General features: G+C 52.8%; 16 protein-coding genes. 9 read left to right on the top strand and 7 right to left on the bottom strand.

Annotated features, from left to right (window positions below):
- Window positions 1-137: 137 nt before the first annotated feature.
- The 5 genes from J1785_RS12275 (at window position 138) to J1785_RS12255 (ending at window position 2,932) form a co-directional block, all read left to right on the top strand.
- Window positions 138-581, top strand: a complete 444-nt coding sequence (locus J1785_RS12275; protein ID WP_129953878.1) for a PTS sugar transporter subunit IIA — start codon at window positions 138-140, stop codon at window positions 579-581.
- A gap of 65 nt (window positions 582-646) precedes the next feature.
- Window positions 647-949, top strand: a complete 303-nt coding sequence (locus J1785_RS12270) for a PTS sugar transporter subunit IIB (protein WP_047606432.1) — start codon at window positions 647-649, stop codon at window positions 947-949.
- 77 nt (window positions 950-1,026) lie between these two features.
- The gene (locus tag J1785_RS12265; RefSeq protein ID WP_129953880.1) at window positions 1,027-2,292 is read left to right on the top strand and encodes a PTS sugar transporter subunit IIC; all 1,266 of its coding nucleotides are present in this window, start codon (window positions 1,027-1,029) and stop codon (window positions 2,290-2,292) included.
- Between the two features lie 20 nt (window positions 2,293-2,312).
- Entirely contained in the window at window positions 2,313-2,630 is a 318-nt protein-coding gene (locus J1785_RS12260) for a hypothetical protein (RefSeq protein ID WP_205951598.1), read from the top strand.
- A 119-nt stretch (window positions 2,631-2,749) separates the two neighbouring features.
- Window positions 2,750-2,932, top strand: a complete 183-nt coding sequence (locus J1785_RS12255) for a 4-oxalocrotonate tautomerase (protein WP_129953881.1) — start codon at window positions 2,750-2,752, stop codon at window positions 2,930-2,932.
- Between the two features lie 73 nt (window positions 2,933-3,005).
- Here J1785_RS12255 and msrA read toward each other — a convergent pair whose 3' ends face one another.
- Window positions 3,006-3,548: a peptide-methionine (S)-S-oxide reductase MsrA gene (msrA, locus tag J1785_RS12250; RefSeq protein ID WP_129953882.1), complete on the bottom strand. Its 543-nt coding sequence runs from the start codon at window positions 3,546-3,548 to the stop codon at window positions 3,006-3,008.
- Between the two features lie 219 nt (window positions 3,549-3,767).
- Here msrA and J1785_RS12245 point away from each other — a divergent pair, with 219 nt between their 5' ends.
- Entirely contained in the window at window positions 3,768-4,403 is a 636-nt protein-coding gene (locus tag J1785_RS12245) for a carbonic anhydrase (protein ID WP_129953883.1), read from the top strand.
- A 152-nt stretch (window positions 4,404-4,555) separates the two neighbouring features.
- A complete protein-coding gene (locus J1785_RS12240; RefSeq protein WP_129991494.1) occupies window positions 4,556-5,683 on the top strand; it encodes a GNAT family N-acetyltransferase in 1,128 nt (375 codons plus the stop codon).
- Window positions 5,684-5,691: 8 nt separating this feature from the next.
- Here J1785_RS12240 and J1785_RS12235 read toward each other — a convergent pair whose 3' ends face one another.
- Both J1785_RS12235 and J1785_RS12230 read right to left on the bottom strand, forming a co-directional pair.
- The gene (locus tag J1785_RS12235; protein ID WP_217219495.1) at window positions 5,692-7,539 is read right to left on the bottom strand and encodes an ABC transporter ATP-binding protein; all 1,848 of its coding nucleotides are present in this window, start codon (window positions 7,537-7,539) and stop codon (window positions 5,692-5,694) included.
- Between the two features lie 103 nt (window positions 7,540-7,642).
- The gene (locus J1785_RS12230) at window positions 7,643-9,142 is read right to left on the bottom strand and encodes an MDR family MFS transporter (protein WP_217219494.1); all 1,500 of its coding nucleotides are present in this window, start codon (window positions 9,140-9,142) and stop codon (window positions 7,643-7,645) included.
- Window positions 9,143-9,226: 84 nt separating this feature from the next.
- Here J1785_RS12230 and J1785_RS12225 point away from each other — a divergent pair, with 84 nt between their 5' ends.
- On the top strand, window positions 9,227-9,919 hold the full coding sequence (locus J1785_RS12225) for a TetR/AcrR family transcriptional regulator (protein ID WP_129953888.1): 693 nt from the start codon (window positions 9,227-9,229) through the stop codon (window positions 9,917-9,919).
- A gap of 132 nt (window positions 9,920-10,051) precedes the next feature.
- Window positions 10,052-11,266, top strand: a complete 1,215-nt coding sequence (locus J1785_RS12220; RefSeq protein ID WP_217219493.1) for an MFS transporter — start codon at window positions 10,052-10,054, stop codon at window positions 11,264-11,266.
- On the opposite strand, the gene J1785_RS12215 is transcribed toward J1785_RS12220, so the two are convergent.
- The 4 genes from J1785_RS12215 to J1785_RS12200 all read right to left on the bottom strand — a co-directional run.
- A complete protein-coding gene (locus J1785_RS12215) occupies window positions 11,238-11,753 on the bottom strand; it encodes an isocitrate lyase/phosphoenolpyruvate mutase family protein (RefSeq protein WP_217219492.1) in 516 nt (171 codons plus the stop codon). The genes J1785_RS12220 and J1785_RS12215 overlap by 29 nt on opposite strands.
- Before the next feature lie 14 nt (window positions 11,754-11,767).
- Complete coding sequence (locus J1785_RS12210) at window positions 11,768-12,826, bottom strand: bifunctional transcriptional activator/DNA repair enzyme AdaA (protein WP_217219491.1); 1,059 nt, start codon at window positions 12,824-12,826, stop codon at window positions 11,768-11,770.
- 136 nt (window positions 12,827-12,962) lie between these two features.
- Entirely contained in the window at window positions 12,963-15,020 is a 2,058-nt protein-coding gene (gene dcp, locus J1785_RS12205) for a peptidyl-dipeptidase Dcp (RefSeq protein WP_377425147.1), read from the bottom strand.
- A gap of 255 nt (window positions 15,021-15,275) precedes the next feature.
- Window positions 15,276-15,571 (bottom strand): hypothetical protein (locus J1785_RS12200; RefSeq protein WP_217219489.1); only part of this gene is annotated, 296 nt, incomplete at its 5' end.

The raw sequence follows: 15,571 nt of genomic DNA, 5'->3' as shown, positions 1-15,571 counted from the left end.
CTCTACTATCATTCATTCTTTCAGGTTGTTTGAAATTATTATCGTTCATTGATGGCTAATAGGATTGGACAGATCACAGTTTTTATTTTAATTAAATATCATACTGAGAAAAGACCCTATTCATATGAAGAGGTATTATGTTAAGCGACTGGATTAATGAAAACAACACGCAAATCATTAGCAAAACAGATGACTGGAAAAGTGCAGTAGCAATTGCCGTACAACCGTTAATTGATTCGGGCGCAGCGGAAAATCGCTATCTTCAGGCTATATATGATATGCACCGCGAAATCGGACCTTATTATGTTTTGGGCGAAGGTATTGCGATGCCGCACGCCCGGCCGGAAGAAGGGGTTAACCGGACGGCATTGTCTCTGGTCATTGTTTCAGAAGGCGTTGAGTTTGGCAGTGAAGGTAATGATCCGGTTTATGTTATCTTCGCGCTGGCCGCGGTGGACAGCCATTCGCACATCGAAATGATTGCCAGTCTTTCCCATCTGTTCTGCGATGACGAGGCAGCGGAACGCTTAAAACGCAGTAAAAACAAGCAGGAAGCATTAGAGATTATCCGGCAGTTTTAGACGTGAAGTGAAAAAAGATAAACATAACCCTTTATGTACACCTACAAAGAACGTAAGGAAAAATGATGAAAAAGCTATCAATCCTGGCGGTATGCGGTGCGGGTCTGGGCAGCAGTTTTGCCTGTGAAATGAGTATCGAAGCGGCACTGAAGGATCTGGGTGTGGAAGCCGATTTATCACATTGTGATATTTCCAGCGCCACGTCTTCAAGAGCTGACATTATTATGACCGGCGAGAATTTCAGATCGCAATTTCAGCATTACACCATTAATGCCAATATTATTTATCTGAAACGACTGGTGGATAAAAATGAAATAAAGACCAAGCTGACGCCTATTCTTCAGGAGATGGGGCATCTGGCCACGTAATAACATGCCGTCTTAATTCACAATACGTATAAATTAAATCAACAGAACAATTACCGTGAACTCTACAGGGGACGCTTATGTCTTTCCTTCACTTTATTGTCAATGATGTATTAGGCCAGGCATCAATATTAATATCACTGATCGCCATGATTGGTCTGATAGCATTAAAGAAAAGCACCGGGCAAGTTATTACCGGCACATTAAAAACGCTTCTGGGTTTTTTGGTTCTGCTTTCCGGTGCCAGTATTATTGTTAATGCCCTGACCTTTCTGGGTGAAATATTCCAGAAAGGGTTTCATATGCGCGGGATTGTTACCGACGTCGGTTCTATTGCCGGTATCGCACAGCAAACCCTCGGGCGTGAAACCGCATTAATTATGGTTCTGGCGTTTATCGTCAATATCCTGATTGCCCGCCTGACCCGTTTCAAATATATCTTTCTCACCGGACAGGCCTCCCTGTGGATGGCCACGGTATGTTCCGTTATCGGGTATATGGGCGGTTTGCGCGGTACGGAACTGATCCTGACCGGTGGCATTATTGCGGGCATTATGGCCGTCGGGATGCCGGTGCTGGCTCAGCCGATCGTGCGTAAAATCACCGGTTCCGATGACATTGCACTCGGCCATTTTTGCACCATCGGTTATATCGTGCAGGCGGGTGTGGCGAAAATCACCGGCGATGTCAGTAAAAGCACCGAAGATTTCGAGCTGCCGCAATCTTTCTCTTTTCTGCAGGACACCTATCTGTCGATGATGGTGGTGATGATCCCGATTTACCTGATCCCGGCGATTGCCGCAGGGCCGGAAGTCGTCGCGCCTTACGCCAATAACGTCAACTATCTGGTCTATTCGTTCCTGCAATCCATTCAGTTTGTGGTCGGCGTTTATGTTCTGCTGTCGGGTGTCCGCCTGTTGCTGGCGGAAATCGTACCGGCATTTCGCGGCATCGCCCTGCGCATTGTCCCGAACGCCATTCCGGCACTCGATTGCCCGGTGCTGTTTCCATATGCACCGAACGCCGTCATTATCGGCTTCATTTCCACCACCATTGGCTCCGTCATCGGCATGTTCCTGTTTCCGAGCCTCGGGCTGGCGATGATTTTACCGGGCATGCTGACCAACTTCTTCGCGGGTGGCACAGCGGGCATCTTCGGCAATGCTGTCGGCGGGCGGCGCGGCGCAATTATCGGCGGCATCTTCCACGGCCTGTTTATCACCCTGCTGCCTGCGTTGCTGCTGCCGCTGCTCGGTAAGTTCGGCTTCTCGAACGTGACGTTCAGTGACTCAGACGTCATCAGCGTCGGGCTGGTATTCGGCCACATTCTTAACTTCTTCCACTAAGCGAACCGGAGAGCCTTCTTATGGATAAAAGTTTGGACACACGCATCGGACAAATTTTAGCGCAACAGATGCCGCCGCAGGCGTCGGCGAAAGCACTTAATGAACTGGGAAAACAGTATCAGGAACAGCAGGATCTGGACGCGGCCATTGCCTGCTGGGAGCAAAGCATGGCCTGTTATGGCAAACCCGGGTTTGCCCAGGCTCAGCTGATGAAAGCCTACAATGCCCGGCGACGTCAGTGCTCTGAAGCCGGTGACGGCAAAGGGCTGGAGCAATATTCTGAGAAAATCGATGCGCTGATGCAGCAAAGTAAGGATGCAATCCGCTACGGATTCTGAGGGAGCCAAAAGCCAGAACAGAGGTTCCGGCTTTTGTTTTTCACGTCTTTATTCTTCTCAATCCTTCCGTAGAATAGATTTTGCCCCCGTCGTGAGGGCCTAATAACGAAGGATTTACTATGCCGATGATCCGTTTGGAAATGTTGCCGGGCCGCACTGCTGAACAAAAACGCGATTTTGCCCGTGAAGTGACCCGCCTGGCGGTAGAAACGCTTAACTGTAAGCCTGAAAGTGTGGATGTGATAATCACTGAAATACCAAAATCACATTGGGCAAAAGGGGGCGTATTACCGGAAGAATAATAGGCGGGATTAAACGCCGTCAGCCAGCACAGAGAATGTGCTGGCTGAGCCGATCAAACGGCCAGAAACGTGATTACTTTTGCAAAGATTTCGTCCGCTGCGCAAAGCTCTTGCGCAATTTTTGCAGTTTCGGCGGGATCACCGCCATGCAGTAACGGTTCTGCTGTCCTGCGCCATCCCAGTAATTCTGGTGATAACCCTCGGCCACGTAGACTTCACCGAGCGGTTCAATGCTGGTGACAATCGGATCACTGTGATCATGTTGCGCACGCAGTATTGCCGCTTCCGCCTCTGCTTTTTGCTGGTCGTTAGCCGGGAAAATCGCTGAACGGTATTGCGTACCGACATCATTCCCCTGGCGGTTAAGCTGGGTCGGATCGTGCGTCGCAAAATGGATATCCAGTAAATCGCCGTAGGTCAGTTTTTCCGGGTCAAACCCTACACGGATGGCTTCCGCATGGCCGGTCGTGCCGGTGCAAACCTGTTCATAATTCGGATTCGGACGACGCCCGCCGGTGTACACACTTTCCACCGACTCCACGCCGATGACGTCTTTGAACACCGCTTCCGTACACCAGAAACAGCCGCCACCGAAAATAGCGTATTCGATTGTCATACAGACTCCTTCACTGAGGGGGTAGAAGAAATATGGGGACGAATAGCATTGAGATAAAGGTATGGCATTAAAAAAACAGAATGTGAAATTTTATCCCCGGTAAATGATATTATTTTGCACCCGCTTATTTCCCTGTAAATAGTGTTGATATTTCGTCTGATTGATCTGGCTTTTTTTTCGTGGCAGACTCACTGGCATTGAAATACATGGAATTCCCCTATGAAAGACGTCATTGAAGGTTTCCTCAGATTCCAGAAAGAAGCGTTTCCGCAACGCTCTAACTTATTCAAAAAACTCGCGTTAAACCAAAATCCTAAAACCTTGTTTATCTCCTGTTCTGACAGCCGGCTAGTGCCGGAATTGGTCACGCAGCGTGAACCGGGCGAACTGTTTGTTATCCGTAATGCCGGTAATATTGTGCCGCCATTCGGGCCGGAACCGGGCGGCGTTTCCGCCACGGTAGAATATGCCGTCATGGCGCTGGGCGTGAAAGATATCGTGATCTGCGGGCACTCCAACTGCGGCGCAATGAGCGCCATTGCGAACTGCACCTGTCTGGATCACATGCCGGCAGTCGCCCACTGGCTGCGTTATTCCGATGCCGCGAAAGCCATCAATGAATCCGTCGAACACGAAAACCCTGAGGCCCGCGTCAACGGTATGGTGCACCAGAACGTCGTTGCCCAGCTCAGTAACCTGCGCACACACCCTTGCGTTGCCGTCGCGCTGGCGAAAGGGGAAATTACCCTGCACGGCTGGGTTTATGATATTGAATCGGGTTCTATCGAAGCTTTCGATGCGAAAAGCGGCGCTTTTATTTCGCTGTCTGATAACCCTGAAGTCAGAGCCAGTTAATTAAAACATCCGGAACATTTGTAAATAATGTTCCGGATGATAAATCATCGACTTAAGTCTTATTATAGTGTTGTCTTCACCTCTGCCGTAATATCCCCCTGCCTGAACGACAGTTAACCGATTTCTCTTTTACGCCACAGCGAGAATAATTGATGTCTGTTATTACGTTAAACCGTCTGGCCGATTGTCCTGCCGCACAGTGGGATGCGCTGGTGCCTGCGCAGCAGCCTTTCCTGAGCCATGCATTTTTATCCGCGCTGGAAGACAGCGGCAGCCTGGGGCCACATTCCGGCTGGCGTCCGCAGCACCTTCTCTGGCAGGAAAACGGCGAAATCTGCGCCGCCATTCCCGGCTACCGCAAGCACCATTCTTATGGCGAATATGTGTTTGATCAGGGCTGGGCAGATGCCTGCCAGCGTTCAGGCATCGCTTATTACCCGAAATGGCTGGGCGCCGTACCCTTCAGCCCGGTGACCGGCGCAAGGTTGCTGGGTGAGGAATCGGCGGTGATCAATCTGTTACAGACATTGCCTGATTATCTGGAAGAGAATGGCCTGACCGGTGCGCATATTAATTTTACTGACGAACGCGCCAACCGGCTGATGGGCGATCAGGCGGTCTGGCAGCACCGTCAGGGCCTGCAGTATCACTGGCAAAACCGTGGCTACCGGGATTTTCAGGATTACCTCGACGCGCTGACGTCGCGCAAGCGCAAACAGTTTCGCAAAGAGCGGGAACAGGTGGCGTCACAAGGAATCGATTTTGTCTGGCGGGAAGGTGCGCAGGTCACAGAAGCGCAATGGGATTTCGTCTATGCCTGTTACAGCAATACCTATGCAGTTCGCGGCCAGTCGCCGTATCTGACCCGCACTTTTTTCAGCCTGCTGGCGGAAAGAATGCCGCAGGCTATCCGCGTGGTGTTTGCTCAGCAAAACGGCCGCGACGTGGCGATGGCCTTCAGCTTAATCAGCGGCGATACGTTTTATGGCCGCTACTGGGGATGTGTAGCGGAATTTGACCGGCTCCATTTCGAGACCTGTTTTTATCAGGGAATGGAATATGCGATTGCCAGCGGACTGGCGCGTTTCGACGCGGGGGCACAAGGGGAACACAAGCTGCTGCGCGGTTTTGAACCGGTGATCACCGACTCCTGGCACTATTTACGGCATCCGGGTTTGCGCGATGCCGTGGAGGATTTTCTGGTGGAAGAACGTGCCGCCGTGCAGCGCTGGGCCGATGAAGCCCGTGAAGTGCTGCCCTACCGGCACGACGTCTGTTAAGTGGGGCCTTAATCCATACCGACAAAACCGCCGGTCTGGTGTTGCCATAAGCGCGCATAAAGACCACCGTGCGCCAGCAGCTCGGCGTGATTACCCGTCTCGACAATCTGTCCTTTTTCCAGCACCACCAGACGATCCATTTTGGCGATGGTCGATAAGCGGTGTGCAATCGCAATCACCGTTTTGCCGCCCATCAGCGTCTCCAGACTTTCCTGGATTGCCGCTTCCACTTCGGAATCCAGCGCCGACGTGGCTTCATCCATGATCAGGATCGGGGCGTTTTTCAGTAATACACGGGCAATCGCAATACGCTGACGCTGCCCGCCGGAAAGTTTAACGCCGCGTTCGCCGACATGCGCATCCAGCCCGGTTCTGCCCAGTGAATCATAAAGCTGCGGGATAAATTCATCGGCACGCGCCTGACGGATTGCCCGCTGCAACTCTTCTTCCGTCGCGCCCGGTCTGCCATAAAGCAGATTATCGCGGATTGAACGGTGCAACAGTGAGGTGTCCTGCGTGATCATACCGATTTGGGCGCGCAGGCTTTCCTGAGTGACATCCGCAATATTCTGCTGATCAATCAAAATACGGCCACCGTCGATGTCATAAAGACGCAACAGCAGATTGACCAGTGTGGATTTCCCCGCGCCGGACGGTCCGATCAGACCGATCTTCTCGCCGGGGCGAATCGCCAGATCCAGATTCGGGATCACCCGGCCACCTTTGCCGTCATTCTCTTTTCCATAGTTAAATTCAATATGATCGAAATGGATCGCACCCTGATCCACTTTCAGCGCTTTCGCCTGCGGAATATCCGTTACCGTCAGCGGCCGCGCAATGGTGTGCAGCCCATCCTGTACCATGCCGATATTTTCAAAAATACCGTTCACCACCCACATGATCCAACCGGACATATTCACGATACGAATAACCAGACCCGTCGCCAGCGCGATAGCCCCGACGCTTATCAGCGACTGCGTCCACAACCACAGAGCCAGACCGGTGGTGCTGACAATCAGCAACCCGTTCAGCGTGGTGATCGACACATCCATCCCCGTGACCAGGCGCCCTGCCAGCTGGGTTTTCTCGGTCTGTTCAGTGATCGCTTCGCGCGCGTATTTCTGTTCAAGATCCGTATGGGCGAACAGTTTCAGCGTTGTGATATTGGTGTAACCGTCAACGATACAACCCATCAGCTTTGAACGCGCTTCCGATGATTGCACCGAGCGTTGTTTCACGCGCGGCACGAAATAACGCAGACAGATACCGTAGCCAAAAATCCAGATAATCAGCGGGATCATCAGCCGCCAGTCCGCCTCGGCAAACAGGAATAACGCACTGGCGGCATAAATGACCACATGCCAGATGGCGTCCACCGCCTGCACCGCCGAATCGCGCAGCGAGTTACCGGTCTGCATAATGCGCTGGGCAATGCGTCCGGCGAAATCGCTCTGGAAAAAGTTCAGGCTCTGTTTGAGGACATACTTGTGGTTCTGCCAGCGGATCATGCTGGTCATGCCCGGACTGATGGTCTGGTGAACCAGCAAATCATGCAGCCCGATAAATACCGGCCGCAGGATCATCGCGACCGCCGCCATCCAGAGAAGCTCGCCCCTATGGTCGGTGAAAAAACTGCCCGGCGGGGTGTCCTTGGTCAGGTCGATAATCTGGCTGAGATAGCTGAACAGCGAGACTTCGATCAGCGCACCGATCAGCCCCACCACCAGTAAAATAGCGAAACTCGGCCAGACCTGGCGCAGATAATAAACATAGAAAGGCAGTACCTGATCCGGCGGCTCAACGGCCGGTGCCTCACGGAAGATGTCGATCATTCGCTCGAAACGGCGAAACAGCATAGCGGATCCCCTTTATGATATCCCTGTCGGCGTTGCTGGTTTCCATGCCATTTCAACGCCGTAAAGGGCAAAGCTTAGTGCAAATCACGGGGAGTATGGCCGGTTATTTCTTCAGCACAGCATCTTTTTGTAACAGCGACAGGACAAACGCCAGCACCATCACGCACGCGGCAATCAGATACACCGAGTGCAGCGCCGAGCCAAAGGCCTGCAAATAATCAGCACGGATGGCGGCCGGTAATTCCTGCACCGCCTGCGCACCCAGCGAGCGCGGAAGCACCGTGCCTTCGGGGATCAATGCCCCCAGCTGATCACGCAGCACATGGGTAAAAATCGCACCAAACATTGCCACGCCGATGGAACCACCGATAGAACGGAACAGCGTCACCCCGGATGTTGCCACCCCCATCTGCTTCATCGACACCGCATTTTGCACCGCCAGCACCAGCACCTGCATCACCATGCCCAGCCCGAGGCCGAGCACACCGATATAGAGATACAACATATGCACCGGTGTGCTGACTTTCAGAAAGCCCAGCAACACCATGCCAGCAAAACTCAGCAACGTCCCGATAATCGGGAAGATGCGGTAGCGCCCGATGCGGCTAATCAGACGTCCGCTGATAACCGAGCTGACCAGCAGCGCGGCCATCAGCGGCAACAGTTGCATCCCGGCTTGTGACGGCGACGAGCCTTTCACCACCTGCAAATACAGCGGCAGAAAGGTCATCGACCCCATCAGAGACATACCGATAATAAAGCTTATTGCACAACTCAGCAGGAACGTACGGTCACGGAACAGGCCCAACGGAATAATCGGCTCTGCCGCCAGCGTCTCTTCATAAATGAAGCCACCGAGGGTCACAATACCGAACGCCAGAATGCACCACAGCTGCGGATCTGACCACTGATACACCGTGCCCCCTTCGCTGGTGAACAAAATAATGCAGGTCAGCGCCGCCGCGAGATAACCCGCACCGAGAAAATCAATTTCATGGCGGATACGCGCGGTCTGCGATTTCAGGGCCACACCAATCACCAGCAGGGCGAAGATCCCCAGCGGCAGATTGATATAGAAAATCCAGCGCCATGAAATATGCTCAACCAGAAAACCGCCAATCAGCGGCCCGATAACTGTCGCAAGGCCAAATACGCCGCCGAATAACCCCTGATATTTACCGCGCTCTGCAGGCGGAATCACATCACCGACCGCAGCCATACTGACCACCATCAGCCCGCCGCCGCCCAGCCCCTGTAAAGCACGCATCAGGATCAGCTGAGTCATGTTCTGCGCCAGTCCGCACAATACGGAACCGAGCAAAAACACGATAATCGCCGTTTGCAGCACAACTTTGCGGCCGAGCAGATCACCAAACTTACCGTACAGCGGCACCACAATCGTGGAGGCCAGCAGATACGCGGTCACCACCCACGAGAGCTGTTCCATCCCGCCGAGTTCACTGACGATGGTCGGCAGCGCGGTGGAGACTATCGTCTGGTCAAGTGCGGCCAGCAACATCACCAGCATCAGCGCAGAGAACAGCAGCTTTATCGAAGGCTTCTGTTGCACTACCTCGCCTGGTGCCGAATTTATTGTCGTCATGAATGAGATCCTGACTTGTAATTAATTAACGATATAATTAATATTGAAGCATCAAACTCATCTGGTCAATGGATCATCTTTCTTATGGCAGACAGAAAAATCTCAGAAACGCCAGGATCTGCAAAAAAAGATCCCACGGCAGCCGCGCGTCGTCCGGGTCGTCCCCGCAGTGGCAAAAAAGGCGCAGACAAGCGTGAACTGCTGCTGGACGCCGCCCTGAAACTGTTTGCCCAATACGGCATCGCCGAAACACCGCTGAGCATGATCGCCAAAGAAGCTGGCGTCACTACCGCCATGCTGCATTATTATTTCAAGACCCGTGAACAGTTGCTGGACGTGATGATCGACGAACGTTTTCAGCCGGTGCGTGCCGGATTTACGGACATTTTCGAAACGCATGCCGATGACCCGCTGATGGCGATCACCAACATGGCGCAATGCATGATTGATGCGGCAGAAAAATACCCGTGGGTAGCACCGCTGTGGGTACGCGAAGTCATCAGCGAAAGCGGTATGCTGAAAAAACGCATGGAAGAACGTAACGGCGATAAAAACCGGAAAATCGTACAGGAGTGCATTATCCGCTGGCAGGCAGAAGGACGGCTAAACCCGGATCTTAATCCGGCATTGTTGTTCATTTCCCTGTTCGGCCTGACGCTGTTCCCAATGGCCTCAATGAAAATGAGACAGGGAGGCGTATCGCCCATTTCCCCCGACATGTTGCGTAAACACGTCACCCTTTTGCTGTTCCACGGCGTTGCACCGCAGAAGCCGTAAGCCGGATCACGATAAGCGCGGGTCAAGCCGCGCAACTCTCTTAATTCCCTCTTTTTTGTAATGAAAAAAACTGTGCAGACTGTTTTATGATGTAAATAAAATGTTGCTGTTAATCAGGGAATACCGTTCAACATGAAGGGAATGCCACCGTTAATTCTTGCTTTGCTCGCCAGTTCGTTAGTACTCACTATCGGGCGTGGTGTCACGCTGCCGTTTATTACTATTTATCTGACCGAGCACTATCATCTGCTGCCCAAAAGCGTCGGAATTATTCTCGGTGCCAGTCTGGCGATCGGTATTCTCAGCAGTCTTTACGGTGGCTATCTGGTGGATAAGTTCAATCACCGGACGCTGATTACCGCCTCAGTCAGCCTGTTCGGGCTGAGTTTTTTGCTGTTGCCGTTTCTGCCGGATGTGACCGGCGTACTGCTGGTTCTGGCATTGCTGAATGCCTCTTACGCCCTGCTCAGCATTACGCTCAAAGCCTGTATCGCCAGCTGGCTACCGGTGGAAAAGCGGGTGAAGGCCTTCTCAATGAACTATACGCTGGTGAACGTCGGCTGGGCTGTGGGCTCATCGCTGGGTGTCTGGCTGGCGGGTTTCAGCCCGATGCTGCCGTTTGTGATTTCCGGCATGCTGGCACTGGGTACTGTGTTGTCCCTGACGTGGGGGCTACGTAATATTCCCCATAAACCGCCACAAGCAGAACAGGAACAGCAACCCCTGCCGAAACCCAACCTTCGCCAGACACTGAGCATTCTGGCTCATGACCGTCGCCTGATTTACTTCACACTGGGCAGCACACTGGGTTCGGTGGTGTTCGGGCAATTCGCCGGTTACCTCTCGCAGTATCTGATTCTGGTGACCAGTGCGGCCTTCGCCTATAAAATTATCGGCGCGGTGATGATCACCAACGCCGTGATTGTTATCGTCTTCCAGTACGTATTAAGCAGCAGGATGAAACAAAACAGTCTGCTGAAATGGCTGCTTCTCGGTACTCTGTTCTTCATCATCGGTCTGACCGGCTTTATGACTGCCGGACAATCGGTGTTGTTCTGGGTGGTCGCAATGGCGATTTTCAGTTTTGGCGAACTGATTGTTATCCCGGTGGAATACATGTTTATCGACTTTATCGCGCCGGAAAACATGAAAGGCAGCTATTACGGCATGCAGAACCTGAGCAATCTGGGTGGCGCGATAAATCCGGTCATGTGCGGTTTGCTGCTCAGTTACGCCGCCCCGCCGGTGATGTTTATCGCGCTGATCGCCGCCTCCGCTGGCGGGCTGATATTCTTCTGGATGGGGCACAGGCTGGCGGCTAATACAACGCGCGCGCCTGCTGTTTGAGGTTCTCCATCAGCCCGATATAAGGGTGCGGGCCATAGCTTATCCGGCTGACACCCGCCGCCGTGAGATCAGCCAGCGGCGGGGTCAGGTTGCTGGTCATAATATTCACCGGCAGCGCTGATACCTCACAGAGTTCGGCAATCAGTGTCAGGTCGCTCAAACCAATGCCCACCACACCGGCCTGCAAAAGTGCGCTCAGATTATCGCGACGGTCAGCACCATAACCCGTCTCGAAATCCACCGTGAGCGGCAGACTGACAACACAGGCAATACGTTGCACCGTCTGCAACAAACGGGCGAAAGGCATGGCTTCGCCATCCTGATAGCCCTGCGCTGCCGCACACGACCAGCTTCCGGTCGCGATGGCTTTTGCCCCCGCCTGTTCCACAGCCAGCGCACTTCCCGCATCCCAGATGTTGTATAAAATGACCGGATTGTTTTTGCGGTGAAGCTGTGAAAATGCCAATGCCTGACGTTGCTGACTCATACTCTGCTCCTCATTTAGCGGCTCAGCGCCATTCTTCTTTCGTGTTCAATCAGCCACCGCTTTCGCCATAGTCCGCCGCCATAACCGGTCAGCGAACCGTCGGCACCCATCACGCGATGACAAGGGATCAGAATTGAAATTTGGTTAGCGCCGTTAGCCCGGGCGACTGCGCGGCAAGCCGTTGCCTGCCCGATATCGGCAGCCAGCGCGGAATAACTGCGTAACTCACCTGCCGGAATGGCTTTGAGCGCATCCCAGACTTTGCGGGTAAACAACGAGCCGAACTCCGCCAGCGGCGTGACGAATGTGTATTTTTCGCCTGCGAAATACGCCTTCAGTTCGTCTTCAACCTGATCAATTAGCGGATTACGGCCAAAAATGATTTCAGATGACGTCAGCTGTTTCAGCCGCTCGATTTCATTGGGCAATGCCGGACGATCAATAAACTCCAGCAGATACAGCGCATCCCCGCTGGCAATCGCCAGCATGGAGCCGATCGGCGTATCCAGCCAGTCAGCTTTCAGAAACTGATGCTTTCTGGCCTGGCTGGGATTCAGCCCGATTTGCCGGCTTATCGCCGCACGGAATCCGCTCCCGGATTCAAAACTGGCATCCAGCTGGGCGTCAATGACCGGCTCACCGCCGGCCAGCGCATCGACACCTTTGCCGATCCTGCGCAAGCGCGCCATTTCCAGAAAAGTGATGCCAAACTGTCGTTTAAAGGCCCGGCGGACAGTGGAAGGATCAACGTTCATTGCCTGAACATCCCCTTCACTCCACTTTCTTTCCGGTTCTTTCTCGAGTGCAGCAAGCAATTTCAGCACCAGCGGGTCTTTTTCTCCGCCCTGCATGAGCGGCCTGCAGCGTTTACAGGGACGAAATCCTGCTTCCATCGCGCTGACCATCGACGGGTAAAATACCGAGTTCTCACGTTTAGGCTTTCGTGCCGGACAAGTCAGACGGCAGAAAATACCGGTGCTTTTAACGCCGACAAAAGCAAAGCCGTCATAGGCCGGATCACGGGCAATCAGCGCAGCATAAAGCACATTATCGTCAGGCAAATCGAAAAGCATGATTTCACTCACAGGCGGGATACGTGAGGAAAAGCATAGGGGAATTTCAGCAGAGGAAGCGACGTTTTTCGGGCGTTGATTTAAATATTTATGACAAGATAAACCATGCCCGGCCTGATACCGGGCATGGCCATGTTTACTCCTCCAGCCCGCGATTTTTCAGCATCGGTTCAATCGACGGCGCTTTGCCACGCCAGGTTTCGTAGAGTTTTTCCAGGTCTTCGCTGTTGCCGCGTGAGAGGATCTGATCACGGAATTTCTGACCATTCTCCCGCGTCAGTCCCCCCTGTTCGGTGATACCCGCAAAAGCATCATCGGCCAGCATTTCGGTCCACAGATAGGCGTAATATCCCGCCGCATAACCGTTACCCCAGATATGCTGGAAATAGCTGGAACGGTAGCGCGGTGGCACATACGCCAGATTCACCTTGTCTTTCGCCAGCGAATCCGCTTCAAACTTATCAACATCCTGCTGCGGTGCGTCCGCGCTCAGGCTGTGCCAGTGCATATCCAGCAGCGCGGCCGCCAGAAGCTCGGTCATGTCATAACCTTTGTTGAACTTGCTGGCTTTCTCGATTTTGTCCTGCAAGGCCTGCGGCATCACCTGACCGGTCTGATAATGTTTGGCGAAGTGAGTAAATACTTTCGGATCACTCGCCCAGTGCTCGTTAAACTGCGACGGGAATTCGACAAAATCACGCGGCGTCGCCGTGCCGGAAAGGCCCGGATATTCCTGATCGGCAAACAGGCCATGCAGCGTGTGGCCAAACTCGTGGAACATCGTGATCACGTCATCCCATGACAGCAATGCCGGTTGTCCCGCAGCCGGTTTCTGGAAATTCGCCACGTTATATATCACGGGCTTGTTACCCAGCAGTTTCGACTGATCGACGTAATTACTCATCCACGCGCCGCCACCTTTATTATCGCGCTGATAGTAATCGGCGTAGAACAACGCCATCGATTTGCCATCCTTATCGAATACCTCAAAAACCCGCACGTCAGGGTTATATACTGGCAGGTCTTTGCGTTCTTTAAAGCTAATGCCATACAGCAGGTTAGCGGCATAAAACACACCGTTTTCCAGTACATTATTCAGCTCGAAATACGGTTTGATCTGCGCGTCGTCCAGATCATATTTTTCCTTACGAACCTGCTGAGCGTAATGCTGCCAGTCCCAGGCAGCCATTTTGAAGCCGCCGTTCTGTTTATCGATTTCCGCCTGAATATCGGCGGCCTCACGCTGCGCACGGGCGGTCGCTGCGGGCACAATCTTATGCATAAAATCCAGTGCAGCCTGAGGCGTTTTCGCCATCTGGTCTTCCAGCTTCCACGCCGCATAGCTCGGGAAGCCCAGCACCCGGGCCTGCTCCGCACGCACTTTTGCCAGCTTCGCAATCAGTTCACGGGTGTCATTCGCATCGCCTTTTTCAGCACGATTGACGGAGGCTTCATACAACGCTTTACGCGTTTCACGATTATCCAGCGACTGCAATAACGGCTGCTGGGTGGTATTTTGCAGCACCAGAAGCCAGGCGTTATCCAGCTTGCGGTCTTTGGCGGCCTGCGCGGCAGCCGATAATTCGGCATCGCTCAGCCCGGCCAGCTGCGCTTTGTCTTTGACCGTCAGCCCGCCTGCTTTGGTCGCGGCCAGCAATTTGTTGGTGAACTGCGTGCTGAGTGTCGCGGCCTGCTGGTTCAGCGCCTTAAGTTTATCTTTATCCGCATCAGAAAGATTAGCGCCTGCCAGTTCGAAATCCTTAAAGGTCACCTCAATCAGGCGCTGTGATTCAGGAGAAATTTTCAGACTGCTGCGCTGGTCATAGACAGCTTTCAACCGGGCAAAAAGCTTGCTGTTAAGATGGATGCTGTCATCCATTGCCGCCAGTTTTGGCGAAGTCTCTTCATCAATTTTTTGCAGCGTGTCGTTGGTGTTCGCACCGGTCATCGCACCAAAAACATTCAGCACGCGCCCGAGCATAACGCCGGATTTTTCCAGCGCTACGTAGGTATTTTCAAAGGTTGGTGGGGCAGTATCACTGGCGATTTTATCGACTTCAGCGAGTTTCTGCCGGATACCTTCGAGGATCGCCGGTTCGTAATCGCTGTCTTTATAGAGATTAAATTGTGGCGCCTGATATTCCAGCGGGCTGGGCTTCAGAAACGGATTATCGGCACTGATGGTGTTTTTCATGACGTGCTCCTGCGTTGATGCCGGTGCAGATGGGGATTGTTCAGCGGACGCGTATTGGCCGTATGCCAGAGTAATAGCCAGAAAAAGAGGAGAAAGACGCATAGGGGATTTTCCTTTACCTGAGTTCCTTTAAGTCTTTGAGCATAGTAACAGGCAGGGGATTGGGCAAAATTAAGGGGGAGAAATTTACAGATAACCTTATGTTGCCCAATAAGAATGTACTTTATTCCCCCCGCCTCAGCCGGCAGCAGACGATCAGTCTTCAGCCCCTGAGTCGTCGGATCCGGAACTTAAATAATCGAGATCAGAGTCTTCATCAATCCCGCTTGAACTTAAGCTCCTGACTTGTGGCTTGTAATACTCATCGTTTATCGTGTATTGCTCAGATTGGATACCCACCATTTTCGGAACGCGAATTTCCGGCCGGTAAAAACTGTTAACGACGTTAGAAAGCTGGGCATCACTTCTGGCAGAAAGGATAATTTCCTGGTCAGCTGGCGGCAAAGTTCTGTTAGTGAGAATAATAGAATAAGCCAGCCCCACAACAGAGA

The organism is Rahnella perminowiae (assembly GCF_019049755.1).
Lineage (GTDB): Bacteria > Pseudomonadota > Gammaproteobacteria > Enterobacterales > Enterobacteriaceae > Rahnella > Rahnella perminowiae.
This window is presented reverse-complemented; position numbering and strand designations above follow the sequence as displayed.

Coding starts and splice junctions, on each gene's coding strand:
- J1785_RS12230 (WP_217219494.1), bottom strand. CDS start 9,142: ATGACGACAATAAATTCGGCACCAGGCGAGGTAGTGCAACAGAAGCCT.
- J1785_RS12245 (WP_129953883.1), top strand. CDS start 3,768: ATGAAAGACGTCATTGAAGGTTTCCTCAGATTCCAGAAAGAAGCGTTT.
- J1785_RS12260 (WP_205951598.1), top strand. CDS start 2,313: ATGGATAAAAGTTTGGACACACGCATCGGACAAATTTTAGCGCAACAG.
- msrA (WP_129953882.1), bottom strand. CDS start 3,548: ATGACAATCGAATACGCTATTTTCGGTGGCGGCTGTTTCTGGTGTACG.
- dcp (WP_377425147.1), bottom strand. CDS start 15,020: ATGAAAAACACCATCAGTGCCGATAATCCGTTTCTGAAGCCCAGCCCG.
- J1785_RS12270 (WP_047606432.1), top strand. CDS start 647: ATGAAAAAGCTATCAATCCTGGCGGTATGCGGTGCGGGTCTGGGCAGC.
- J1785_RS12265 (WP_129953880.1), top strand. CDS start 1,027: ATGTCTTTCCTTCACTTTATTGTCAATGATGTATTAGGCCAGGCATCA.
- J1785_RS12215 (WP_217219492.1), bottom strand. CDS start 11,753: ATGAGTCAGCAACGTCAGGCATTGGCATTTTCACAGCTTCACCGCAAA.
- J1785_RS12235 (WP_217219495.1), bottom strand. CDS start 7,539: ATGCTGTTTCGCCGTTTCGAGCGAATGATCGACATCTTCCGTGAGGCA.
- J1785_RS12210 (WP_217219491.1), bottom strand. CDS start 12,826: ATGCTTTTCGATTTGCCTGACGATAATGTGCTTTATGCTGCGCTGATT.
- J1785_RS12275 (WP_129953878.1), top strand. CDS start 138: ATGTTAAGCGACTGGATTAATGAAAACAACACGCAAATCATTAGCAAA.
- J1785_RS12220 (WP_217219493.1), top strand. CDS start 10,052: ATGAAGGGAATGCCACCGTTAATTCTTGCTTTGCTCGCCAGTTCGTTA.
- J1785_RS12240 (WP_129991494.1), top strand. CDS start 4,556: ATGTCTGTTATTACGTTAAACCGTCTGGCCGATTGTCCTGCCGCACAG.
- J1785_RS12225 (WP_129953888.1), top strand. CDS start 9,227: ATGGCAGACAGAAAAATCTCAGAAACGCCAGGATCTGCAAAAAAAGAT.
- J1785_RS12255 (WP_129953881.1), top strand. CDS start 2,750: ATGCCGATGATCCGTTTGGAAATGTTGCCGGGCCGCACTGCTGAACAA.